At 60.0% G+C, this 24,969-nt stretch carries 20 protein-coding genes; 7 read left to right on the top strand and 13 right to left on the bottom strand.

Annotated features, from left to right (window positions below; genetic code table 11):
* Positions 1-36: 36 nt before the first annotated feature.
* The 4 genes from DES53_RS23465 to DES53_RS23450 are packed head-to-tail and all read left to right on the top strand — an operon-like array spanning position 37 to position 2,903.
* Positions 37-852 carry an HpcH/HpaI aldolase family protein gene (locus tag DES53_RS23465; RefSeq protein WP_113960938.1) on the top strand — a complete coding sequence of 272 codons (816 nt, stop codon included), beginning with the start codon at positions 37-39 and terminating at the stop codon, positions 850-852.
* Between the two features lie 29 nt (positions 853-881).
* Positions 882-1,388, top strand: coding sequence for a hypothetical protein (locus tag DES53_RS23460; RefSeq protein ID WP_113960769.1), 507 nt, complete (start codon positions 882-884; stop codon positions 1,386-1,388).
* Positions 1,385-1,942, top strand: coding sequence for a hypothetical protein (locus DES53_RS23455; protein WP_113960768.1), 558 nt, complete (start codon positions 1,385-1,387; stop codon positions 1,940-1,942). The genes DES53_RS23460 and DES53_RS23455 overlap by 4 nt, the downstream gene beginning before the upstream one ends.
* 4 nt (positions 1,943-1,946) lie before the next feature.
* On the top strand, positions 1,947-2,903 hold the full coding sequence (locus tag DES53_RS23450; protein ID WP_170157336.1) for a Kelch repeat-containing protein: 957 nt from the start codon (positions 1,947-1,949) through the stop codon (positions 2,901-2,903).
* A gap of 7 nt (positions 2,904-2,910) precedes the next feature.
* Here DES53_RS23450 and DES53_RS23445 read toward each other — a convergent pair whose 3' ends face one another.
* The 6 genes from DES53_RS23445 to DES53_RS23420 form a co-directional block, all read right to left on the bottom strand.
* Positions 2,911-3,693, bottom strand: a complete 783-nt coding sequence (locus DES53_RS23445) for an SDR family oxidoreductase (RefSeq protein WP_113960766.1) — start codon at positions 3,691-3,693, stop codon at positions 2,911-2,913.
* On the bottom strand, positions 3,690-4,499 hold the full coding sequence (locus DES53_RS23440) for an HpcH/HpaI aldolase family protein (protein WP_113960937.1): 810 nt from the start codon (positions 4,497-4,499) through the stop codon (positions 3,690-3,692). The genes DES53_RS23445 and DES53_RS23440 overlap by 4 nt, the downstream gene beginning before the upstream one ends.
* A gap of 31 nt (positions 4,500-4,530) precedes the next feature.
* A complete protein-coding gene (locus tag DES53_RS23435; RefSeq protein WP_211325658.1) occupies positions 4,531-5,481 on the bottom strand; it encodes a Gfo/Idh/MocA family protein in 951 nt (316 codons plus the stop codon).
* A 15-nt stretch (positions 5,482-5,496) separates the two neighbouring features.
* Positions 5,497-6,507, bottom strand: coding sequence for a Gfo/Idh/MocA family protein (locus tag DES53_RS23430; RefSeq protein ID WP_113960765.1), 1,011 nt, complete (start codon positions 6,505-6,507; stop codon positions 5,497-5,499).
* A 103-nt stretch (positions 6,508-6,610) separates the two neighbouring features.
* On the bottom strand, positions 6,611-8,218 hold the full coding sequence (locus DES53_RS23425; protein ID WP_113960764.1) for a sialate O-acetylesterase: 1,608 nt from the start codon (positions 8,216-8,218) through the stop codon (positions 6,611-6,613).
* A gap of 5 nt (positions 8,219-8,223) precedes the next feature.
* Positions 8,224-10,797 (bottom strand): DUF7133 domain-containing protein, encoded by a 2,574-nt coding sequence (locus DES53_RS23420; protein ID WP_113960763.1) that lies wholly within the window; start codon positions 10,795-10,797, stop codon positions 8,224-8,226.
* A gap of 102 nt (positions 10,798-10,899) precedes the next feature.
* Here DES53_RS23420 and DES53_RS23415 point away from each other — a divergent pair, with 102 nt between their 5' ends.
* The 3 genes from DES53_RS23415 to DES53_RS23405 all read left to right on the top strand — a co-directional run bounded on the left by DES53_RS23415 (position 10,900) and on the right by DES53_RS23405 (position 15,551).
* Positions 10,900-11,640: a helix-turn-helix transcriptional regulator gene (locus DES53_RS23415; protein WP_245958243.1), complete on the top strand. Its 741-nt coding sequence runs from the start codon at positions 10,900-10,902 to the stop codon at positions 11,638-11,640.
* Positions 11,641-11,739: 99 nt separating this feature from the next.
* Complete coding sequence (locus DES53_RS23410) at positions 11,740-14,250, top strand: DUF1592 domain-containing protein (RefSeq protein WP_113960762.1); 2,511 nt, start codon at positions 11,740-11,742, stop codon at positions 14,248-14,250.
* Positions 14,251-14,285: 35 nt separating this feature from the next.
* Positions 14,286-15,551: a DUF1552 domain-containing protein gene (locus tag DES53_RS23405; protein WP_113960761.1), complete on the top strand. Its 1,266-nt coding sequence runs from the start codon at positions 14,286-14,288 to the stop codon at positions 15,549-15,551.
* A gap of 206 nt (positions 15,552-15,757) precedes the next feature.
* Here the strand turns inward: DES53_RS23405 and DES53_RS23400 are convergent, their stop codons facing one another.
* The 7 genes from DES53_RS23400 to DES53_RS23370 form a co-directional block, all read right to left on the bottom strand.
* On the bottom strand, positions 15,758-17,005 hold the full coding sequence (locus DES53_RS23400; protein ID WP_113960760.1) for a polysaccharide pyruvyl transferase family protein: 1,248 nt from the start codon (positions 17,003-17,005) through the stop codon (positions 15,758-15,760).
* Positions 17,006-17,074: 69 nt separating this feature from the next.
* Entirely contained in the window at positions 17,075-18,745 is a 1,671-nt protein-coding gene (locus tag DES53_RS23395; RefSeq protein WP_170157335.1) for an FAD-dependent oxidoreductase, read from the bottom strand.
* 196 nt (positions 18,746-18,941) lie between these two features.
* A complete protein-coding gene (locus DES53_RS23390) occupies positions 18,942-19,517 on the bottom strand; it encodes a DUF417 family protein (protein WP_113960934.1) in 576 nt (191 codons plus the stop codon).
* 50 nt (positions 19,518-19,567) lie between these two features.
* A complete protein-coding gene (locus DES53_RS23385) occupies positions 19,568-20,326 on the bottom strand; it encodes a helix-turn-helix transcriptional regulator (protein ID WP_170157334.1) in 759 nt (252 codons plus the stop codon).
* Positions 20,327-20,577: 251 nt separating this feature from the next.
* A complete protein-coding gene (locus DES53_RS23380) occupies positions 20,578-22,302 on the bottom strand; it encodes an NADPH-dependent assimilatory sulfite reductase hemoprotein subunit (RefSeq protein ID WP_113960757.1) in 1,725 nt (574 codons plus the stop codon).
* A 96-nt stretch (positions 22,303-22,398) separates the two neighbouring features.
* A complete protein-coding gene (locus DES53_RS23375) occupies positions 22,399-24,183 on the bottom strand; it encodes a diflavin oxidoreductase (RefSeq protein ID WP_113960756.1) in 1,785 nt (594 codons plus the stop codon).
* A gap of 315 nt (positions 24,184-24,498) precedes the next feature.
* Positions 24,499-24,723: a hypothetical protein gene (locus DES53_RS23370; RefSeq protein WP_147263570.1), complete on the bottom strand. Its 225-nt coding sequence runs from the start codon at positions 24,721-24,723 to the stop codon at positions 24,499-24,501.
* Positions 24,724-24,969 lie beyond the last annotated feature (246 nt).

Here is a 24,969-nt window from a genome sequence, read left to right as displayed (position 1 = left end):
TGCACCAGCGGCGATGCCTCGCAGAGTCGCACCATCATGTTCCGTCGCTCGCTGCTCCTCTCCAAGATCCGCTCCGGCGGTGTCGCCCGTGTCTGCTCCACCGGGAATTTCATTCCCTTCTACCCGCACCTGGCAAAGCACGCGGGATTCGACGCAGTGTGGGTATGCGCCGAGCATCGCGCCTGGGACCCCCGGCAGATTGAAGCGATGATCCTCCAAACACGTGTGGCGGATATTGATTGTGTATGGCGCCCGCCGACGCAAGAGCGCGCCCAGCTTTCCCGTCTTCTCGAAGATGGCGCCACAGCGCTGATGATTCCCATGGTGAACACCGCCGAGCAGGCGAAACGCCTGGTGATGGCCACGAAATATCCGCCGCTGGGAGATCGTGGTCTGGATGGGGCGGGTGTGGATGCGGAGTTCTGGGTGAACCGCGATCCCGACTACATCCACAAGGCAAACACGGAGACGGCACTCATTACCCAGCTCGAGTCGCCGGAGGCACTTGAGAATATCGATGACATCGCCGCCGTGCCTGGCGTGGATATTGTCTTCATGGGTCCTGGTGACCTTTCGCTGCGACTCGGCTGCCAGCCCTCCATCCAGGATCCTGTACTGCGCCCCGCAGTCGAGCGGATGGCCGCTGCCTGCCGCAAGCATGGCAAGCCGTGGGGATTCCCTGTCGGCACCGCGGAGGATGCACGCATCGCCGTGGAGATGGGTTGCCAGTTCCTGAACTACGGCAGCGACTTCGCCTCAGTACTCAGCTACATCGGTCAATGTGGCCGGGACCTTGATGCACTTCTCGGCGCAGGGAATGGCATCGGCGGTACTGCTGTGGTTGTGCCGTAAGGTTGCGTCAGCCCCGGCGTATCCCACTCATGTCCGGACCCGGCACCTCGCTGCCCTACACCGACACCAAGCCGGTGGGCGCGGCTGATTTTTATTTCGCGATCAATGCTACTTTCCAGTTCGTGCAGCGCAGGCTCGGCATGGAGGGTCTGCGACGTTACTGGACGGAACTCGGCTCGCAGTATTATGCGCCCGTTTCGAGATTGTGGAAGGAGGGCGGCATGGCGGCCATAGCGACATACTGGCGCGACTTCTTCAAGGCTGAACCGGGCAGCACCGTCGAAGTGCACGAGCTTCCCGATGAGGTGCGTCTGGAAGTGAGGGTGTGCCCCGTCATCAAACACCTGAGGGATAACGGCCGCACCATCCTTCCCTGCCTGTGCCAGCACTGCTACTTCGTCAGCGAAGCCATGGCGACGCCCGCAGCCTATACGGTGCGGATCTCAGGTGGCAACGGGAGCTGCACCCAGCGCTTCCTGAAACGCGAGGCTGTCGCTGGGCCTCAGAAACTGGAGGACATCACGGAGGTTACATGATCGGTGCCTACGACTTCTGCGGCCACTACGAGTGGACCTTTGGCTGGCTGGAGAAGGAAGGCGGCCATGCCCTGGTGCGCGACTACTGGGAAGATGCCATCGCGAAGGACTCACAGCAGCATGCCTCGGCCACCATCATCGCGGGCGGCATCGAGGGCATGAAACAGTACTGGCACCACACGCTGGATGAAGAGGCAGCGGGCTATGCGATGACCGCCTGTCACGATGTCTTCCGCATCGACATGCATGCGTGTCCCTCAAAAGGATTTCTCATGCGAAATGGACTCGTCCAATATCACGACTACTGCGACCACTGCATGGGCTGGATAGGCCCGGTGATGCAGCAGGCGGGTTTTGTGGTGGACCATGAGCACAATCATCGTGGCCAGTGCTGGTGGGAAATGCGCCGAGTGGACGACCAAACGCCCCCCAGCCAACCCGGCGAACTCAGCGGAGCCAGCGATGTCCGCACGCGTCCCGGCTGGCAGGACAGTAAATCTCCCCATGATATCTATGAACGTGCCACGGACCCTGATGAAAAGCGTGTGGAGTAGCCTGATGACTCTTGCCACCACTGCGACCATCGCTGCTGCTGAGTGGGAACCCATCGCTCCACTGCCGGTGCCAAATGGCGGCTTCGCAGCGGGTGTCGTGCAGGGACAGCTCGTCATCGCCGGTGGCACCACATGGAAGGATGACGTCAAGGTATGGCTCGATGAGGTGTGGCTCTACGACGCCACCGCCAATCAGTGGAAGTCGATCGGGAAGCTGCCCAACCCACTGGCCTATGGGGTCTCCGCGGAGGTGGAGAATGGACTGCTCATTGCCGGAGGATATGATGGAAAGCAGGGCCGCGCCGAAGTGCTGAAAATTGGCGCTGACAAGAAAGTCACTACCACGCCTCTCCGGCTCCCACAGGCCACGAGCCTTGCGGTCGGAGGCATTCTTGGTTCCGGTACGCAGAAGAGTCTTTTTGTCTTCGGCGGCAGCCCGGACCCGGCAAAGCTGGATGGCGTGGTGCCGTATGGTCAACAGGTGTCGCTGGAGAATGGCAAGGTCGAGGATCTTCTCGAAGACCCCTCCGTACACCTCTTCATCTCCACCGGAGCGGTAAGCGGCGATGCGCTCTATGTCTTCACGAGCGCGCGAGCCACTTCTCCCACCACGGTGGAAAATCTCGCGGACGCCAGAGTGTTCCGTACAGCGACCAAGAGGTGGACACCAATTCGTCCCTACCCGATGCCCTGGCGTGGCGTCACGGCCTTGCGACTGGATGACACACAGATCTATCTCGCCGGTGGCTACGGAGAAAGTCCTGCATCATTCTATTCTGCAGCCTTTGTCTACGACACAAAGGCCAACCGGTACCGCATCGGCAAATCCCTGCCCATCGCCGCCATGGTAGGCCTCGTCAGCGATGGCAAGTACGTCTACTGCCTTGGCGGTGAAGACGCGAAGAAGCACCGCACGGACAAGTGCTGGCGCATTCCACTCACGGAGTTGCTGAAGCCATAGCAGCGTTCTATTTCGCGGTATACCCACCATCCACCGGGATCATCGCGGCGGTGATGTAGCGTGATGCATCGCTGAGCAGGAAGATCACCGCACCGCCCAGGTCCCGATCTCCGGCCATGCGATTGAGCATGGTGTGCTGGTTGTAGCGGGTGAGAAACGGCTCCGGCTGGTGATTGAAGAACCCACCGGGAAGCAGGCAGTTCACCCGGATGTTTTGTGGTCCGTAGATGGCCGCATGGTAGCGGGTGAGATTCATCATCCCTCCCTTGTGGAAGAAGTAATCAGGCGGTGGCACACCCATATTGGTACCTTCGTAGAGTTCGAGACTCGCGCCCACCGCACCCTGGATGCTGCCAATGTTCACGATGCTACCTCCGTTGCTGTTCGCCATCATGGCGTCACCAAAGGCACGTGTGATGAGCATGAGTCCCGTGGCATTCACCTTCATGGACTGCTCCCACGTGGACACATCATCTTGAGGTGACTTCATGACGCGCAGCACGGCGTTGTTCACCAAGCCATCCACACGACCATGTTGGGAGAGCACGCGGTCACGAAGCGCAAGGATGGACTTCTCCTCCCCCTGATCCAGCGACTCCGCATGCACGTCGAAGCCGCGCGCACGCTCCGCGCGCACCACGTAGTCCAGCGCCTCCACGTTTCGCGAAGCCAGCACCAGTGTGGCACCGGATTCCGCGAGCATGGCGGCGAGTCCACGACCAAAGAGACCTGCGCCACCCGTGAGCACGATCACCTTGCCACTCAGGCTGAAATCTTGAAGGGCATTCATGATTTGGAATTGTAAACCGCCGCTGGCACGGCAGCGGCACTGCCAGTGTAGTCGGACACGAGTTTGTTAAATGCAGCGCCGAGGCTCAAGACATCCGCGCCAAGATTGAAAATGCGCCAGCCTTCCGCCTCCAATTCTGAACGCGGAGCGACCATGCCTGGGATCATGAGGTGCTTGCCGTTCTTACGTGCGGCTTCCGCCACCCGTTTGCGAGCTGCGACCACCTCGGCATCGCCCACCTGTCCCGCCTTGCCAATCAGATGGCTGAAATCTCCCGGGCCAAAAAGCAGCACATCAAACCCCGGCACGGCCGCGATCTCCTCCACATTGGCCAGCGCTTCCGGCGACTCGATTTGCAGGATGAGCAGCTTTTCCGTATTGCCGTGCTTCAGATAGTCCACCATGGGAATCTGGCAGAAGGCGCCGTCGATATTGCCTCCATCAATCGGACGTCGTCCCATGGGTTGGAACCGCGTCATCTCCACAATCTTCCGTGCCTCCTCTGCTGTTGTGACGTGTGGCACCATGATGGCGGTGGCATCCAGCTCGAAGGGCTTCACATACTCGCTGTAGCTGCCCTTGCTCACACGCACGATGGTGTCCATGTCGTACAGCTTCGCGGCGCGCACCTGGTGCTCCACATTCGTCCAGTCATTGGGCACATGCTCGTTGCAGAGCCACACCGCCGCCGCACCGGCGAGACCAGCCAGCTCGATGATGCGCGGGTCATTGAGATTCAACTTCAACGTGCACGGATTGGCACCAGCATTCAGTTCGCGGAGGAGACGGCTCGTTCGGAGTTTCATGGGAGGATGTGAAGCGAAAATGAAGATGATATCAGGCCAGAACATCAGCGAGCAGGACCTCCGCGCCGCCTTTCTCGCGGCTTTGAATTCCGGCAATCAGGATGGTCATCAGCTCGACGGTTTGCTCAAAGGCCACCGGGCGCGCCCCAGTGCGCAGCATTTCAATGAACGCCACGAGCTGGCCGCGGAACGCGGGATAAGTGTCACTGAGCCGCAGGGCAAGCTGCCCCTTCGTGCCGTACAGGTGCACCGCGCCGAAACTTCCATACGCATCATGAATGGCTCCGAGGGTCACCTGTGCGCCGCCTCCATGGGTGAGATGCACCACATCCGAGCCAGCCTGATGCATGGTTCGGACACTTGTGAAGCCGGGACCGAGCAGCGGATAAATCGCCTCCAGCGCGTGGATACCGTAGCGCTCCCAGGTCTTGCATGTGAAGCTGGTGATCCAGCGTAGCTCGCCAAGATCCGGCAGCATCGCCTCCGCCTGCCGCATCTCCGGCGCATAGCGCATGCCGCTGGTCGAGAGAATGACTTTGCCCTCCCGGTGCCAGCACACGAACTGCTGCAGATCCGGCACGTTCGTAGCCATGGGCTTGTCTACAAACACTGGCAAACCTGCTTCCACGAAGGGACGTGCACGGGTGACGTGATTATCCCCGTCATCGGTGGAAATAATCACCGCATCCACCTGCCCTATCACGTCTTCCGGCCGAGTAACGATGTGCTCGATGAGACTCGCCCGAGACACGGCCTCGGCTTCGGCAGGATTGTCCGTCCAAAGATGCGTCACGCGCGCCCCCGGAATACGCACAGAGTCGAGCGGCTGCCTGCCCAGATAAGCCGGGATGGCGGCGTAGGGACACTTCGCCATCTCCACCGGATCATACCCATTGATGATGGCCGACCAGGAGTAGGGATGCCCGTTTCCTTCAATCATGCCCAGCATGGCCAGGCGGATTTCTTTTCCCGGGGTGATCATATCAGGTCATCTCTCTTATGAAATGGTGACGGGCAGGCCGGAATCCATGGAGCGCAGCGCGGCAAGGTTGAACTTCAGCGTCTGCACCCCTTCATCAAAGGTGCAGAGCGGTGAAGGCTTGCCCTCCATGCCATCGAGGAAGGCATTCGCCTGCGCGATGAAAAGGTCGTCCCGCTGAAGCGGAGGCGTCACACGCCAGGTCCACTCCGTTTCCCCGCGCATCATGGTGCCCCAGCGCTGGCGGTGATGCTCGATGCTCAGACTGCCCAGCTCCCCGTGCAGCAGGATGCTCAGTTCATTGGGCGTCTGAAACTGATTCATGGCATAGCTCGCAAGAATATCCTCATGCCGCACCGAGAGATTCACCGTATCCTCCACCGTCACGCCCTCCAGCATCTGGTGCGAGGCATCGGTAAAGACACGCGTTGCAGGACCCAGCATCCACTCCATGGCATTCATGGCATGCGTGATGGCATCCTGAATACAACCGCCTCCCATCTCACGCTTCGCATAGTAGATGTCCCGGTACGCCGGGCGAAATGTGGGGAAATGCTGCCCCGCCTGCATCGTGGCATGCAGCATGCGTCCAAGCGTGCCAGACTTCACATGCGCCTGCGCTTCGCGAATCCACGGGAAAGCGTGATACACATACGCCACGGCCACATGCTTACCACTTCGCTCGAGGGCGCAGCGTGTCTCCTCCACGCCATCCAGTGAGGTGGAGAGCGGCTTCTCTATCAATAGAGCTGCACCATGTACCGCCCCCAGACGCGCAATCGGCAAATGCGTGTGCGCTGGCGTGCAGATGATGAGCGCGTCATAGCGATTCGATTGCAGCGCGGCATTGAGATCAGGCTGCGTCTTGACCCCATATCGCTCCTCCACGGTCTGCAGCAGCGTGTGGTTGGCATCACAGGCTTCCACCTCGCAACGCCCGGTTGTCTGGAAACACCGCAGATGCCGCTCCCCAATGCTGCCACAGCCGACAACCAGAATGCGGAGAAGTGAGCCGGAGGAATGCGCCATGCGTGAGTGAATCAGCACAACGCCAAATCGCCCGGGAATCTACCAAAAAGCACTCCCGCTGGTGTTTCCGTCACTAAAGTCTCACCCGGGACCACAGGCTCTTCTACTTGGAAGGCCGCGAAAGCTTGTCCGTGCGGAATGGTGCCGCAGGCAGACCTGCTGAGTTGTAGAAGTTTGGCTTCCCGGGCGCAGGCACAAAAGCGAATCTCGCCGTGCGGGGCGACTTCACAGCTGGGCTGGAGACCCGCACACCGCTACCGCGAATCTCAGCCACCGCGGGATAGTACGCACCGTCCTCACCAGCCACCTCGAAGTTCCGCAAAGGCAGACCATCGCTGCTCTTCAACGATTCACTTCCGGCATCGAATTCCAACACCAGCTGCGCGCCGTCCTGCTTGCTGGACTTCAGCAACGGACCATGCCAGTCGACTTTCTCACCATACACCTTCGCACGGGCCAGCAAGGCCAGACGCTGGCCAATGGGCGACTTCTCACGGGGGTGCAGTTCGTTGGGATCATTGGTATCATAGGTCACCACAAAACCGCTGTCCGGCACGGTGGTGGCGAGACGCTCCTGCACTTCACGCATGTAGGGCCAGTACTTGCCATCGTTCGGCTCGCGTGCCGGGAGTTGCACCAGGAAGATGGGAAACTTTCCCGGTGAGACCCCGCCGGATTTGGATGCCCAGTTGGCACGAAGGCGTTTCGCAAAGCCGGCAAACATATCATGATACACCGTCACCCAGTCATGCTTGGAATCCCACTCGCCCTGGTACCAGATGACCCCTCGCAAGGCGTACGGTTGCAATGGGGCAATCATCCCGTTGTACAAGGCCGATGGACGGCGGGACCATTGGGGACCCAGCAGTTCGCCCGGCTTCTTGAAGTCCTGTGGCGGATTCACCTTGCGCTGCTGGTAGTCCTTCAGCTTCGCTTCGTATTCGGCGAGTTCACGATCCCGTTGCACCTGTTTCTCTGGCGACCACCCCTTCATGGCATTGCTCCACCAGGTACGCAGATAGGCAGCGGAAGGATCGTCATCGCGGAGTTCATTGGGGATCCAGCAGTAGAGATTCGTCGCGCCCACAGAGGATCGAATCAATCCCAGCGGTACATCAGGATGATGCTCGCTGAGCGCCTCGCCGAAGTAGAAGAGCGTGGCGCTGAAGGCGAGTATCTCCTTCGTCGCGGCCGCGGTCCAAGCACCCTTCACCTCCTCCGCCGGAGTATCGACCTGGGTTTCACCCACCTTGAAGAGCCGGATGTTGTCGAACTTTCCCGGCGGCATCTTCTCAATGACTTCGCGCCGGTCCGTGGTGGAAAGGCTCCAGTCCATGTTCGACTGGCCCATGCCCAGCCAGACATCACCTACCAGCACATCCTCCAGCACAATGAGGTTCTTGCCCTTCACCGTCAGCTTCTGCGGGTGACGCGAGACAGCCTTGGGCGAGAGCACCACCTGCCACCGGCCAATTTCATTCGCCTTCGTGGACTTCGATTCTCCGGCGAAGGATACCGTGACTTCCTCACCCGGTGTCGCCTTGCCCCACACGGGAAGCAGGCGTTCTCGTTGCAAGACCATGTGATCCGCAAAGAGCGGATTCACCGTGACCTCTGCCGTCAGAGAAAGGGCTGACAGCAGGAGTGCCGTGGCGGCGAGGAAGCCGAATTTCATCACCAGGAGAGAACGCAAAGCAACGAATGATCTCATGGTCCTCAGGGCATCACGCTACGAGGCGTGGTGATGTCCAGCTCGTGGATGTTCCACGGAGTGCGTTTGTCACCACTCCCCGTCTGCGTGATCTTGATGAACCTCGCCTTCGTGGGTGAGAAGGCGATTTCCGTCAGGTTCGTGGGAGCACCGCCATTGTACACCGGCTTGCTCCAGGCCTTGCCGTCCGCAGAAGTTTCCACGCGCAGGTTTCGCGTGAGATAGCCACCGCCCGCGCTGAAGGAGAAGCGCAGGCCATTGATGGTGGCTTCCGTGGGCAGCTCGATAGTGAGCCACATGCCATTGTTCAGCGGCTTCTCGCTGGTCCACTTGGACTTCAGATCGCCGTCGATGCAACCCGCCAGGCCATCCGCCTTCTCACTCGTGGCGAGTTTCCAGTCCTTACGATTGGCCAGCACCGGGGGAGCTGAGGCAAAGATTTCCTCCTCCGTCATGGGCGTGGTGCGCGCCGCGGATTCCTTGCGCACACGGGCCACATCCTTGGTCTCGATGAAGGTGCCGGCGTTCCCAAAGCGGTTGCGCACGTAGCTGAGCACATCGGAGATCCACTCATCCGGATTGTTCGCCATGGGGATCATCTGTGCCTGGAAGGTCTTGCCGTTCACCGGACCCGTCACGCCGTGCAGCAGCGCGAGGATGAGACCATCGCGATGGCCCATGACTACTTTCGATCCCGAGAGCGGAGGTGCGAGCAACATGGGACCGGTGGGTCCATCAATGGCCGTGCCCTTGCCATCAAGACCGTGGCAGGTGAAGCACAGCTCCTGATAGATGGCCTGCCCACGATGCATCATTTCCTTCTGTGTGCCGCCGAGCTCGCGGGGAAATTCGCTGCTGTTCGTGAGGATCTGCGTGGCAATCTCCTTCACGCCCTTGGAAGGTGCGCCCAGAGCCGCGAGGTTCACGAACTTCGCGTGGTCCTTCCACTTCATGAGCTTTGCCGTAAGGCAGACCTGGATCACCACCGATGGGTCGCTGTCCTTCGCGAGTGCCATCACGTCCTGCTGCAGCTTCTCATCCGTCAGTGATTCGCTGGCGCGGATGCCGGCGCGGCGCACCTGCGGAGACGCGTCCTTCAATGCAGAGCGGATGATGTCCGGCGTGAGTGCGTCAAGGCCTTCCAGCGTCCACAGGGCATGGATGCGTGCGAGTGCATTCTCATGCTTTTGCACCATTTCCGTGAGTGTGGGTGCGATGCTCTTGTCCTGCTTCAGCACCAGAATCTTCTGAGCCGTATCACGATACCAACCATTCGGATGCGCGAGGGTCGTGGCGAGTTCCTTGGGCGAGGCATCGATCAACTTCGGAGCAGGTACGGGCTTTGTCGTTTCATGCACCAGGCGCCAGATGCGACCGCGACCGATGATCTTGTCCATGCTGTGCTGCAGGATCACCTTGCGCAGGTAGCTGCCTTCACGCGTCCAGTTGCCCTCCTGAATGATGCCGCGATACATATCCACGATGAAAAGGGTGCCATCCGGCGCGGTCTTCATGTCCACAGGACGGAAGCAGGCATCCGTGCTGCGGAGGAACTCATTCTGCGGATACGGGTTGTGCAGGATGGTGATGCCGTCATTCACCTCAATGGTGCTGCGACGCACGAGGCGGCCCACCGGCTCGCCAAAGAAAAGGTTGCCCTTCAGCTCGGCGGGGAGCTGATCTCCACGGTAGATCTCACCACCGCAGGTCGCGGTGAAGTGATTCAGCGTGTCATCATCACGAGACTTGCCGGGGCCACCCTGATAGTCGCGCAGGCCCATGGCAGGCCACACCACATCAAAGCCAGGCTCGAACTGGTTCCTCGTGGCGAACTGCCCATAGAGAATGTGCTGCTGGAAGTTCAGCGGCCCCTTTTCACCACCGGCATTCACCACCCAGAATTTGCCATCATCATCTTGCGTGCCCCCCCACTGGCCGCCGTTGCCGGGGATGTCCTGCTTGATGAGCTGGCCGTCCTTCCAGCGGAGGCGGTAGTTGTTCACCGCGGTGTAGAGCCAGTTGTCATTCGCCCACGTCAGGCCGCTGGGCTGGTGCTCCAGGTTTCCACCGCGTGGTCCACCCTGGTACACCTGCTTCTTCTCATCGCTCACGCCATCACCGTTGGTGTCCTTGTAGAGATAGATGTCATTCGTATCCGTCTCACCGATGAGCACGCCATCGGCGAGCGGGAGCAGCAGACGGGGCAGCTTCAGGTTGTCTGCGAAAATGCGGTGCTGGTCGTACACGCCATCATTCTTGCTGGACCAGTGCACTGAAACGCGGCTGCCGGGGACGAGTTGATTCGTGCCATCGATGTCTGGCATGTAGGTGCGCATCTCAGCCACATAGAGGCGGCCGTTGCCATCGAAGGCCATGCACACCGGGTCCACGATCTCCGGCTCGCTCAGCACGAGCTCCAGGCGATAGCCCGGCGGAAGCTGGAAGGTCTTGGCAGCCTCCGCAGGCGAGAGAGGCCTCACCGGAGGCTTGGGTGGGAACTCGACATTGTCTTGCGCGACGGCGGACGACGACAGGCTTAACAGGGCAGCAAGGAGGAGCTGGCGGGTGAGCTTGACCATAGGGTACGGGAGAATTTCAGGGGGCAGATAAGCGTCCATAAATACCCTCGCAGATCCGGTGTTGTTTGGTGACAGCCTGCCAATGTTTGTTAAAATTCTGCCATGGCAATGCCCCCTCTCCAGGCCGAATTTTTCGCCCGCATGGCCGATCCACAGGGCGTTCGGGCCATTTTTGAGCATCTTCCTGGCGTCTTCTTTTTTGTGAAAGATGCTCACGGCAGGCACATTGCGGCGAACAGTGTGACCTTTGCCCGGTTCGGCATCAAACATGAGCGGGAACTGGTGGGCGCCATGGACGAGAAGTTCTTCCCCGCCGAGCTCGCGCAAGCCTTCCGCGAGGACGACCAGATGGTGATGCGCAGTCGCAAGCCGCTCATCAACCGCCTCGAAGTCTGGTACGATGAACAGCGGAATCTCGACTGGTTCCTCACCACGAAGCTTCCTGTGCTGGACAAGGACGGTGAGGTCATTGGCGTCATGGGCATCACCCGACGCGATGAAGACCGCATGCGCCATCATGACGTGCGAGAGGTGACCGCCGCCGTGCAGTATGCGCGAAAGAACTGCGACAAGAACGTCTCCACCGCCGAGCTCGCCAAGGCGGCTGGCGTTTCCGAGCGGCATCTGCATCGCCAGCTCCAGGCCACCTTGGGGCTCACCCCGCACGAACTGATGCTGCGCACGCGCATCCAGTCTGCCGCCGAGGCCCTGGCCAAGACGTCGGCGCCCATTATTGAGGTCGCGCTGAACCATGGTTTCTGCGACCAGAGCGCCTTCACCCAGCAGTTCCGCAAGCGCACCGGCATGACGCCAAAGCAGTTCCGGGTGCGAAATCAGGGCTAGTCGCCGGAGGCCGATTGCCTGTATAACCGCGTGCAACACCGGCCCCTGTCCCGGCGTTGACCTTCCCGCTCCACTGCCCCTCACCCACGCGGTCTGTCCATGCCCTCGCCCCGCCTCACCGTACCTCTCATCCTTGCCGCCACGGCGTCGATTTGCTCAGCAGCGCCAGCGACGCCAGCAGGTGCTTTCAATACCCAGGTGAAGACGCTGCTGGATGCGCACTGCACCGACTGCCATGGAGAGGATGTGCAGAAGGCCGGATTGCGGCTCGATACGCTCCCGGTCGACTTTGCGAGTGCCAAGACTTCGGCCAGTTGGGTGAAGGTGCTCGATAAAATGGCCTCCGGCGAGATGCCGCCGAAGAAGGAAGAGCGTCCTCCCCAACCAGCTCTGCAGGCAGCGATGAACTATCTCCGCGGCGAACTGCACCATGCCTCGCTTGCGAATCAGCAAAAGCAGGGACGCGTGATGATCCGCCGGCTGAATGGCACGGAGTACGAGAACACGGTCAATGACCTGCTCGGCACGAAAACGCCGCTCAAGGAAATGCTGCCCGAAGATAGCACCACCGCGGGATTCGACAACGTGAGCAGCGGCCTCGACCTCTCTGCCACGCATTTCCTCCTCTATCAGGAAGCTGCGACGAAGGCCATCACCGCCGCCATCCCGGTGCAGCCGCCCATGCCCTTCAGCAACACGCGCACGGGGCTGGAGATGACGCAGAAGGGGCCCTACTTCAAACAAGGCCTCGGTCGCACCTCGAAGCTGCAAGGAGACGCGCTTATTATTTACAGCAAGCTGCCGCGTTACGGACTCTGCTCCACTGCATCTGCACCTGTAGCCGGCCGTTACAAGATTCAAATCAAAGCGTGTGCCGTGGGGGCGGAGACCAAGCCCGTTTCGGTGGGCTTCATGACCGTGATGGACAGTGGTCGTGAAGGTCCCGTGCTGCGTGATGTACGCGATATTCCGCATGGTGAGCCACAAATCATCGAGTACGAGATCGACCTCGCGCGGCGGCAGTCGTTTGTGCTGAATTTCCTCACCTCCTGGGACATTCGCGGGTTCAAGAAACCCATTGAGGAATACACCGGTCCCGGCGTGCTGGTAGAGTATCTGAAGATCGAAGGTCCCATCGATGCCTTCCCTCCACCCAGCTACAACGCAATCTTCTCCGGGGTACCGCTCAAAGCACGCTCCGTGGTGAAAGCGGAGAACACCGGCGGTCGCGTGCCGAAGATTCCGGACAATCGCAATGATTCGCAGTGGCATGCCGACCCGCTGGTGCCGGACTCCGCGAACCCGAAGGAAGATGCTGCACGTCTCATCAGAGCCTTCCTGCCACGCGCCTTCCGCCGCGCCGTGAGCGAGGAGGTGCAGCAGCACTATGTGCAAAAGGTGCACGGCAAGCTCGACGAGAAGTACACCTTCTTTGATGCCATGACGTATGGCTACAAGCTCATCCTCTCCTCGCCCGATTTCCTCTTCCTGAGCAATGCGCCCGCGACACCAGCCGCGGCCAGCGGCGAGCTTGCGTCGACCAAACTCGACAACTTCTCCCTCGCGGAGCGTCTCTCCTACTTCCTCTGGTCGACCATGCCCGATAACGAGTTGCTGTCGCTCGCGTACCGGGGCGAACTGAGCAAGCCCGCTACCTTGCAGGCCCAGGTGGAGCGCATGCTGAACTCTCCGAAGGCAAATAACTTCACGAAGAACTTCGCGGGACAGTGGCTGGACCTGCGGAAGATCGACTTCACCATCCCCGACCCGCAGCTCTACAGCGACTTCGATAGTCTCCTGCTGTGGGCCATGCCCCTTGAGACCGAGCTCTTCTTCGAGGAGGTGCTGAAGAACAACCTGAGCCTGCTCAACTTCGTGGACTCGGACTGGTCCATGGTCAATGAGCGCCTCGCCATGCTCTATGGCATTCCCGGTGTGACCGGTAGTAAGTTCAAGAAGGTGAAACTGCCCGCAGAGAGCCGCCGCGGCGGCGTGATGACCCACGCTTCCGTGCTGAAAGTCACCGCCGATGGCACGCACACCTCGCCCATCCTGCGCGGAAAATGGGTGCTGGAAAAGATCATCGGCAAGCCACCCTCACCCCCACCGCCAGATGTCGCCGCCATCGAGCCGGACATCCGTGGCGCCACCACCATCCGGCAGCAACTCGACATGCATCGCAACACCCCCGCGTGCAACTCGTGCCATGCCCACATCGACCCACCGGGGTTCGCTCTGGAGAACTATGATCCCATTGGCAACTGGCGTGAATTCTACCGCGTCACCACGCGCACCAAGGCCGGCATCGTGAATCTCCCCTACACCAGCCGCGGTGTGTATCGCGGTCCTGATGTCGAGCAAGGCGCCGTCACCCCCGAAGGTAAACCCTTCAAGGATCTCGCCGACTACAAAAAGCTTCTTCTTGAAGACAAGGACCAGATCGCCCGAAGCCTCACCAAGAAACTCCTCATCTACTCCACCGGCGCAGACATCCAGTTCGCTGACCGCGAAGTGGTCGAGCAGATTGTGGCCAAGCTGAAGGCGGAAAACTACGGATTCCGCACCCTGGTACACGAGGTGGTGCAGAGCAGAGTATTCCTGAACAAGTAAACGAGCGTCGTCCAACCATTCACATTTCGACTGCCATGAAATCATCTTCCCGCATGGATCGCCGCACGTTTCTCCGCGCTTCGGGTGTGGCCATTGGCCTGCCATTCCTCGATGCCATGATGCCTCTTCGGGCTTCCGGAGCGCAGCAGGCAGCTCTGAAGTCTCCGCGCCGCATGGTGCTCATTGGCCAGCCGCTGGGCATGTACGGTCCGAACTTCTTCCCGGAGAAGGCTGGGAAAGACTACGTGGCCAGCCGGTACCTGAAGAACTTAGAAGGCATGCGCGACCGCTTCACCGTGTTCTCGGGCATGTCGCACCGCTACGCAGCTGGACACTTTGCTGAGGTCGGTATTTTCACGGGTGTCGCACCCGAATTCATCCGGGACAAGGACATCAAGAATGGCATCTCGCTGGACCAGGAAGTCGCCTCGCACATTGGAAATCAGACGCGCTTCCGCTGCCTGAATCTCGGTGGTGGCGATGTGACGTGGAACAAGCGCGGGGTGCGCATTCCTGCGGAGCAACGCGCCACGCAGGTCTTCCGCAAGCTCTTCATCGCCGGCACGCCGGAGGAGGAAGCTCGCGAACTTCAGCGTGTGAAGGACGGTCAGAGCATCCTGGATGACGTGGGCGACCAAATCCGTTCACTCAATCGAAAGGTCGGCACCAATGACCGTGAGCGTCTCGATCTTTTCCTCACCTCCGTGCGTGAGGCGGAGCAGTCCCTGCAGCAAGATGAGCACTGGAGCACCACGCCCAAGCCGAAGGTGGAGTATCAAACGCCCAACAACGACTTCGGTGGCCCTCAACTCATTGAGCGCTCCCGCCAGTGGTATGACATTGTGCATCTCGCCCTGCAGACAGACTCCACCCGCGTGATGACGCTATGGCTTGGCACGCAGGAGCGCCCGGAAATCGATGGCGTGAATCTGGGCCACCACGACGCCTCGCACCACGGGCAGGATCCCGGAAAGCTGGAGCAGCTTGCGCTGATTGAAGAAGCCGAGGTGAAAGTCTTCGGCGAGTTCATTGAGAAGATGAAAGCCACCAAGGAAGGTGACCAGTCCCTGCTGGATCACACCGGCGTGCTCTACACGAGCAACCTTGGGAACTCATCCTCCCACGACAACAATAACCTCCCCATCATCCTCGCCGGCGGCACCTTCAAGCATCAAGGCCACCTCGCCTACGACACGAAGAACAACATGCTGATGTCGAATCTCTTTGTCCGCATGCTGCACCACATGAACATCGAGGCACAGACCTTCGGTGCGAGCAATGGGATCGTCAGTGAGGTGTAGCGGATACCGCGAGTAGCGACGTGGCAGGGTAGTAGCGGACTTTCTCCGCAAGTCGCAGCCCTTCCGTGTGCCCAGCACAAGGCTGTTCAACCGAGACTTGAGAACGCGTTTGAAGACGCCTTCTCAAGCCCCAGACCTTTTCAGAGGTGGCGGATAGTTTAATGCGCAGCGACTTTCGGAGAAAGTCGGCTACGATCTCACTGCTGCTAAGCCTCCAACTCAGCACGCAGCACATCCATCATGCGCTTCATGCGGTCATCTGCCACGGCTTTGCCTTTGGCAGCTTTGGCCTTCGCGGTCGCAGGATCATTCACAATCGCCAGCACAGCAGGTGTGAGGCCTTTCTCTGCCTCATCGAAATCGTGATCGAAGAGCCACTCACCCAGACCGATGTCCTTCCACATGAAACCCTTGCTGGTCTGTTCCTTGTAACGGCAAACTATCGCCGGGATGCCGTGGCCAATGCACATGATGGGGCTGTGCTGCTCGTTGCCAAAAAGGCCCGCGCTGCGGTTGTAAACGCTTTGGGCAAAGTCGGTGAGCCAGTAGTCCTGCCGCCACACGACCTTCTTCTTCACGTCCTCGGGAAGCTTGTCGTAGATCATCTCCTTGTTCAGCTTCATCTGGCTGGCGTCTTCGGGGCAGAGCAGCACCTTCATCGGTGTCTGCTGCACCACGGCGATGACGGCATTCCGCAACGGAGCGATGTCATGCTCCTTCATCTCCTCATTCCGGGCATTCTTCTTCTCGTCGAACTTCACGCCTTTCTTGATTTCCCAGTAGGGCGTGTTGCGCAGCTTCGGGATGCAACAGACGAACTTGCCGTCCTCCAGCCCTACTTCCTTGAGCCACGCAGCGGCCGGCTCGTCATTCACGAGATCGCAGGCAAAGGTCGCGTCCGGGCCGAACTCCATGATGGGACTGGTGGCACCCTTGGACTTCGCCAGTTCCAGCGAAACGGAGTCGCGGAAGAAGGCGAACTTCGCACCGCTGATCACTTTCACGCCTTCGCCCTTGTCCGTGGCACCGCCACTCCACGTCACGCCACCGATGCCGTAGGGCTTGCCCGTCTTCTCGGTCCACTCGAGGATCGACTTCTGCCCGACAATGCCTGGGCCGGAGCCATGCAGCAGGAAGTCATGCGTTTCGAAGGCTTCCTTCTTTGCCTCGGCGGTGCTGCCCATGATCTTCAGCTTGGGGAAGCGCTTCATCAGCATCTCCGCGACACCGTTGTCCACGCTGCTGGGCCAGAGGGTCACGTCATACTCCGGAAGATGCTTCTCCAGCAGATGCAGCATGCCAGGGGTGTGGGCAATGTCGCCGATGTTCACCGTCTGCCACGAAGAGCGCAGCAGGATGCGCTTCTTCACCTTTGCTGTCACTTCCTGGGCGGAAGCGAGGGACGGCAGGGCAGCGGAGGCAAGGGCAGTCTGGAGGAAGTGGCGACGATTCATGGGGCTGATGTCTGAAGTCTAAAGTCTCGTGTGAGGCTGATGCGCAACGCTGGAAGGCACCAGCACATTTTATTTCTCCGGCTCGGCAAGCACCTGTCCGTCCTTGAGGAGGCGCTCACGCAGTTTTGTGTAACTGACTTTCTGCACCGACAAGCCTTCGTCCACTGCCACCACGGCAGCAGTGGCAGCAGATTGTCCCGCCACCATGAAGATGAATTCGATACGATAGGCACCATACGATACATAGCTGGATGACGGGCACGTGGGTGTGAGAAGGTTCGTGCACTCACTGGCCTTGGGAACGAGGGAGCGATAGGGAATGCCACACGGAATCCAGTCGGCAGTCTTGGAAGCATCGAACACCGCGCCTTCGTTCCAGACCGCTCCATCCTTCACAAGGCGGCGGGCATGGTGCAGATCCGGCGGCCACCAAATGAGGCCGACCGAGTCCTCCACGGGTGCGGGATTCTCTTTGCGCACGTGCGCCTCCGTGAGCACGAAGTCACTCACCATGCGGCGCCCATTGCGCACATAGAAGATGCGGGGCCAGCCACCGTTGTCCGTGAATTCATCGCGGCACAGGCCCCAGCCCTCCCACAGCTTCCGTATTTTCTCCGGTACTGCGGGATCATTCACCATGAACCAGTACACTCCCTGGATGTAGTCGCGGCTGTTCTTCACCATCTTCTCGCGTTCCGCATAGCTGGCTGTCGGGTAGTGATGATTCCACCCCGTGAAATTTCCGGCGAGTGAATGCCACGAGCCGGGATCCGTCTTGCCGTTGGGAATGGAGGAGTGCGGTCCGGGAATGCCACCTCCTGCGGCGAGATAGCGGCGCTGCAGTTCATGGTGCGCGGAATCGTAGTTGTCCGGCTTGGTGATAGGAATGCGGTTCGCGGGGTCCTTCGTCAGGCACAGGCGGAAGGCGTAGCCCTGAATGGCTTCATTCGGCTCGCCATGCTCACCGAGGGGCTCGTCCTGCACCCCGAAGAGGACACCACTCGTTGCATCGCCCGGCGTCTTGTAGGGATCGATGCGCCGGTCGAGCTGCCCATGCTTTGTATCCGTGCGGATGCCATTCTTCGTCTCGTGGTACTTCGCATTCCCTTCGCGTCCGACAGCGAAACTCACCCCGGCGAAGTCCAAAAGGTCGCCCTCATATGTGGCATCGATGAACACCTTCGCGGCGATCTCCGCACCGTTCTCCGTTCGGAGGCTCACAATGCGCGCACCCTCCTTCTTCACGCCATCCTTCTCCGCCAGACGATGGCCGCGCAGCACACGCACACCGGCCTCCTTCATCCAGGCATCAAAGACTGCCTCCGCCACATGCGGTTCGAACCTCCACAGCGCCGGCTTCTTTTCCCGGGCGCGCAACATGGCCTCAAAGGCTTCCTGCCTTCCGTAGTTCCCAGCAATGCGGCGATAAAACTCCAGCGCCAATCCCCCAACCGCCGGGCTGTTCTGGAAGCCCGCGTGGTTATCGATGTCCGTGCCGCCCAGTCCTTCCACGCTCATCCCACCAATATGCTGCCCGGCTTCTACCAGCACCACGGATTTGCCCATCGTCGCCGCTTGCACGGCCGCGACCGCGCCAGCACTGGTGCCGCCGTAGATGCAGATGTCCGCTTCGACGCGGTTAGACTCCGCGGGGCAAGATGCAACTGTCAGACCAAGGGACGCCAATACGGCGAGGAGGAAGCGAGGAAGTTTCACAATCGGAGAGTAGCAAAGGGGCATGGCCAGCACCACCGGCCAAAGAGCCAATGTGCCGGACAGATACCTAAGTACCGTCCCGCGCTGTCTGGACGAAAAAAATGCGTTGCTCCTCATCGAAGCAACGCCTTTCAAAACGGCCACCTGTCCGTGGCGTAGCTAGCCCCTGGCAAGCCGTGCGCGTGTGGGAGGCGCCCAGCCTCACACCCACGATTCAATCTCAACTTCTGCTACGTAGGTAGCGCGCCGCAGAGTCAGCCATGGTCACCCACGCAGCACCGAGCATAATGGCATCTTTCACCACCAGTCGCCCCCGAGCACTTAGAAGGGGGAATCCTTGCTCTGGACCACCAAGATCCGGCACCCAACTCTCAGGGGTCGTGATCAGGAAGGAGAGTGTGACAAAGGACATGATCACCACGAGGGCGCTCCCGAGTGCCGCCACCTGGGGAAGCCATGGATTCAGACCAATCATCAGGCCGTACACCACCAACACCGCTCCCAGCCCCAATGCGAAGGGATAAGTATGATTCCCTTCATGCCAGGCGCGATTCGCCGGGACCACCGCCCCCTCGGGATTCACGTGCTTCGTGTAGTCGGGTGCATTGTACTTGTAGAAAAAGCTCATGAACGGGCTGTTAGCCACAAAGGGCACAATGCCATCCGCTTCATACTTGTAGATCTTCAACGCACCAATCCACACCAGGACCACGATGAGGCCCATGCGGGTGAGGCTCATGCCAAGCGTCATGCTTCCTGCTGCAAGAGTGAGGCCTTTATGGAGGAGATTCTTCATCTCCGAACATTCCATTCCGCCCGGTTGATTGGAATGGATGAACCGGAAGACTACATGGACAAATTGGCGCCCTTTCGTTTGAGCGTCTCCTGCTCCCTGTAGACCTGCGGGGAGCATCCCAGGGCCCGTTTGAAGAGTCTGCTGAAGTAAAACTCGTCTTCATACCCGACCTCCAGCGCGACCTGTTTCACCGGCTTGAGCGTGTGCAGGAGTTGCCAGCGGGCGTGCTTCATTACACGGTCGCGAATCAACTCCGCGAGCGTCTTGTGGAAATGCGTGCGGACCAGGTCCGACAGCGTTCTTGGAGAGATGCCGAGCCTCCGAGCATACTCGCCCGGGCTGTGCAATTGGTGGTAGTGTGTTTCCAGAAGTTCCCGAAGTTGTCGCAGTGGTTCCGGCCGATCCGTTGCTGCGACACCTTCTGTTCCTTGTTGCGCAATCTTCATGCGCGTCGCTTTGATGAGCAGAATTTTCAGAGTCGCCATGAGTACCTCTGCCTGGGCCAAATCCTGCAACCGCAGTTCCTGCTCCAACGTGAGCATCAGTCGACGAAACTCGTCGAGCGAGTCAGCATCCAGCCGCACGATCGGAACCTCATAGACCTCATTGAAGAGCACACCATTGCAGCCCACGGCGTGATGGTGCGTTTCAATGCAGAAGAAATTGGCATGGAATCGCAGCAGCCATCCTGACACCTCACCTCCGCATTCGAACTTCGCCTTTTGATATGTGCTCAGACAAAGCAGGCACGGAGATTCAAACTCATGATCGGCATAGTCCACGCGCGCCGCTCCCCTTCCCTGCTCCATGAGGTAGACAGAAAAGCACGGCGAACGCCCCGGTTGCTTTCGTCCCTGAAAGCGGAACCGCTCGATACTCAACTCTGGCGTTGACTGGATATCCATCTCATTCCTCCTGCGCCGGGCACCAGATAGGAGATGCAGCAATCACTCAATTCTCAAACAGGTGACACCCCCACGCTACCTGAGCAGACCAAAAAAAGCCCCGGGAGAAGAGCGGCGTTTTCACCGCTTCCTGCCCGGGGCAGATTTTTCATCCGTCAACCAGCCGTAGCGGTGGCCTCGGGCTTGATGTTCTTGTGGAAGTCGTCGCCCTGCACAGTGGCATTTACATACCCGGTGCGGATGACGAAGTCACCGAAGTGCTCGCCTTCATCGGCTTCCTTCGCATAGCGCTTCAGGATGGGTGACAGCAGGTCGATGATCTCGCCTGCGGCCACGTCCTGACGGTAGAGCTTGCTCAGGCGCTGACCGGCATGGCCACCACCGAGGTACACATTGTACCGGTCCGGACCGCGACCCACGAAGCCGATCTCCGAGATGAAGGGGCGACCGCAACCGTTCGGGCAGCCCGTCATGCGGACGGTGATGGCATCGTGACGCAGGCCATACTCCTCGAGCTTCTCCTCAAGGTTCGTGATGACTTCCGGCAAATAGCGCTCTGCTTCCGCGAGGGCCAGGCCGCAAGTGGGCAGGGCCACGCACGCGATGGTGGCCAGGCGCATGGCGCTCTGCTCATGGGCGCGATGCATGCCGTACTTTTCCAGGAGTGCCTCCACCTCCGCGCGCTTCTTCGCGGAGACATTGGCGATCATGAGATTCTGGTTCGCGGTCAGGCGGAAGTCGCCGTCATGAATCTTGGCGATCTCACGCAGACCGGTGAGCATGGGATAGGTGGGCGTGTCCAGCACGCGGCCACCGGAGACGAAGAGCGTGAAGTGGAAATTACCCGCTTCATCCTCCACCCAGCCGTAGCGGTCGCCGTTGTCCTCAAAGTGGTAAGGACGAGTCGGCTCCAGATCGTAGCCGAGGTAGGAGTTGATCTGCTTGAGGAACCAATCCACGCCGTAGTCCTGCACGGTGTACTTCAGACGGGAGTGCTTGCGATCGGTGCGGTCACCGTAGTCGCGCTGCACCAGGACCACCTTCTCCGCGACATCCACGACCTTCTCCGCCGGGCAGTAGCCGATGACATCGGCAATGCGCGGATAGGTGGCTTCATTGCCATGAGTCATGCCCATGCCACCACCGATGGCAACATTGTAGCCGACGACCTTGCCGTTCTCGACGATGGCGATGAAGGACAGGTCATTGGCGAAGATGTCCACGTCGTTGCTCGGAGGCACCGCGATGGTGATCTTGAACTTACGCGGGAGGTAGGTCTTGCCATAGATAGGCTCCTGTTCCTCTTCAGTCGTCGTCATCTTCTCACCATCCAGCCAGATCTCGTGGTAGGCACGGGTCTGCGGAGTGAGGTGCGCGGAGATGTCGCGTGCCGCCTGGATCACTTCCGCATGCACGGAGGAGAGGAAGGGATTCGGATTGCACATCACGTTGCGGTTCACGTCGCCGCACGCCGCGATGGTATCCATGGCGCAGTCATTGATCTCCTTGATGGTGCGCTTCAGGTTCGACTTGATCACGCCGTGGAGCTGGAAGGCCTGGCGCGTGGTGAGCTTGATGGTCTCATTCGCGTACTGCATGGCCATGCGGTCCGTCTCCAGCCACTGGTGCGGTGTGGCCACACCTCCGGGCAGGCGGATGCGCAGCATGAAGGAGAAGGCCTTCTCCAGGCGGTGCTTGCGGCGGTCCGGACGCAGGTCACGGTCGTCCTGCTGGTAGCTGCCGTGGAACTTCAGCAACTGCTGGTCATCCTCCGAAAGCGATCCGGTAGACAGATCCGCCAGACCTTCTGCGATCGTGCCTCGCAGGTAGTTGGAGCGGGTCTTGATGCCTTCGTTGGCGGAGAGTTTCTTTTCTGACATTGCGGTGAGGCCGCGATAGGTGAGCTGCGGCGTTGTTCGTGGTTTGCTAAATAAAGGGTCTGGCGGGCGGGCGGCTTCGGGTGAACGGCACGCGGCTTAGTACACGTCGCGCTGGTAGCGTTTGGCCTTCTTGAGTTCTTCGACGTAGGCTTCGGCAGCCTCCTTGGACTTGCCGCCCTGCTTGGCGACGATGTCCAGGAGCGCTTCGTTCACGTCATGGGCCATGCGGGAGGCATCACCGCACACATAGAGGTGTGCGCCCTCCTGCAGCCAGGCATACAGTTCCGCAGCGCGGTCATGCATGCGGTGCTGCACATACACTTTCTCCGGCTGGTCACGGGAGAAGGCGACATCCAATTTCGAGAGGGCACCGTTCTTCAGGTGCTCCTGCCACTCGACCTGGTAGAGGAAGTCATACATGTAGCGCTGGTCGCCGAAGAAGAGCCAGGACTTGCCCGCGTGGCCGAGGGCCGCACGATGCTCCACAAAGGCGCGGAAGGGTGCCACACCCGTGCCGGGTCCAATCATGATCACCGGCGTGTCACCGGAGGCAGGCAGGCGGAAGTTCTTGTTCTCATTCGCATACACACCCACGCGGTCGCCGGTGCCCACGAGATCCGCGAGGTAGGTGGAAGCCACACCCTTGCGAGGCTGGCCATGCGCATTGTAGCGCACGGAGGACACCGTGAGGTGCACTTCGCCGGGATGCGCCAGCGGGCTGGAGGCGATGGAATACAGGCGGGAGGGCAGCTTGCGCAGCGCGGAGACGAGATCCGCCGCGGAGAGGCCCTTCGGCAGGAAATCCGCAATCGCATCGGCAATCCAGCGGCCCCAGAGGTAATCCTTGAGCTGGTCCTTGGAATCTTCCGCGAGCAGCTTGGTGAGATTCTTGGACTTGGTGAAGGCCTGCAGCTTCGTCAGCACCTGCTTGGAGAGAGCCGTGATGTCCAGATCATCGCGCAGCGCCTCGGCCAGCGACTTGGTGCCGCTGCCATTGAGTTCCACCGCTTCCGTACCGGTCAGCTTGGCAGCCTTGAGGATGCCCTCGACGACGTCCGGCGCATTCTGCGGGACGATGGCCAGGGCGTCACCCGGCTCATACGAAATGCCGGAACCTTCCAGCGAGATTTCATAGTGCCACGTTTCCTTGGCCGTGCCCCTGCCATTCAGCAGCACGCGCTCGGAGAGCTCAGCCGCGAAGGGATTCTTGCGATCATAGACCGTCGCGGAGGGAGCGAAGGAGAAGCCGCCAAAAGCAGGAGCCGCAGCAGCGCCGCCAGTCGCACCAGCCACCGGGCCAAAGGCCTCCAGCGCGGCCGTGAGCCAGCTGCGATGCGAGTCCTCATAGTCCACGTCGCAATCCTGACGCGGCGAAAGGCGGGTCGCGCCGAGAGATTCCAGGCGTGCATCCACGTCCTTGCCCGTCTGGCAGAAGCGTTCGTAGGACGTATCCCCCAGCGCGCACACGGAGTAGCGCAGCTTCGGGAAGGTGAGCGAGGTGCTCATCAGGTCCTTGTGGAAGGCAACGGCCGTCTCCGGCGGGTCGCCATCACCCCAGGTGCTCACGATCACGAGCAGGTTCTCCACCTTGCCGAGGTCTGCCACCGCGAGGTCGGACATGTTCTTGGCCGTCGCGGAGAAGCCGCGCTTCTTCGCCTCCTTCACGGTGAGATCCGCGAGTTTTTCTGAGTTTCCAGATTCCGTGCCGTACAGCACCGTCAGTTTCGGGCCAGCCACAGGAGCTGCGGGGGCCGAGCCAGCGGGATCGCCAGCGGAGAGGTAACCACCCAGCCAGAAGCGTTGCGCAGGGGAGAAGCCGGCCAGGAGATCCTGGAGGATCCGGCGCTGGTCAGGGGAGAACGGTGAGTGCTCAGGAAGCATTGTCTGTCGGGTTGGCTCTGGGAGGTGGGGACGGGTGAGGATGGACTGGCAATGAGCAAAAAAGCGTCACAGCGTGGCCGGCTTGCTGGCTGGGAGCATGCCTGCAACACTCCGCATCCGTTCGGTGTTCCGATTCGGTCGAGCAGAGGTCAGGCAGGTCAGCATTTAGGGCGCACTTTTGACGAGGAGCGGGGACCCGGCTTCGCCGGTCCTGACGTCCATCCCTACACTGGGGGCAAAACCCGAAAAAACAATCTGTAATTCAAGGCGGCAGGGCGGGACGGCCGCCCTTCGCCAGAGTGACTGAAAAGGTGTTCAAACCATCAGTGCAAGCATGGCGAAGAGCTTCAGGGCGATCAGCCAACAGATGACCATCTGCGCCTTGGAATAGGTGCGCTCGCCGCTCGTCTCCGCCGGCTTGTCCGGGTCCACCGCGAACCACACGTTCATGTTCTTGAACATCCACACACCGACAAGGATCGTGACAAAAAAACCGCCCCAGAAGAAGATCTTCAGCGGCATCATCGATAGAGGTTCCATAGATGTGCCCAAGGTCCGCCAAACCGGGGGAATCAGCCAGATACAGGAAGGGCCTTTCTGTACATATACAGTTTCACCAGCCCGACTGGGCAGGACGTGTACAGATTCGCAAAATACGACTAGAGCATTTTCTATTTAATTTGTCGCATAATTGGCATGACGAAGAAAGTTGGCGCAGTGCTCTGGTGAGAACGTGTCCAGTGCTTGCGCGACGGCTGCTTCCAAACCTTCAAAGGTGCGTTGGGC

Origin of the sequence: Roseimicrobium gellanilyticum (assembly GCF_003315205.1) — a bacterium.
GTDB classification, from domain to species: Bacteria; Verrucomicrobiota; Verrucomicrobiia; order Verrucomicrobiales; family Verrucomicrobiaceae; genus Roseimicrobium; species Roseimicrobium gellanilyticum.
This window is presented reverse-complemented; position numbering and strand designations above follow the sequence as displayed.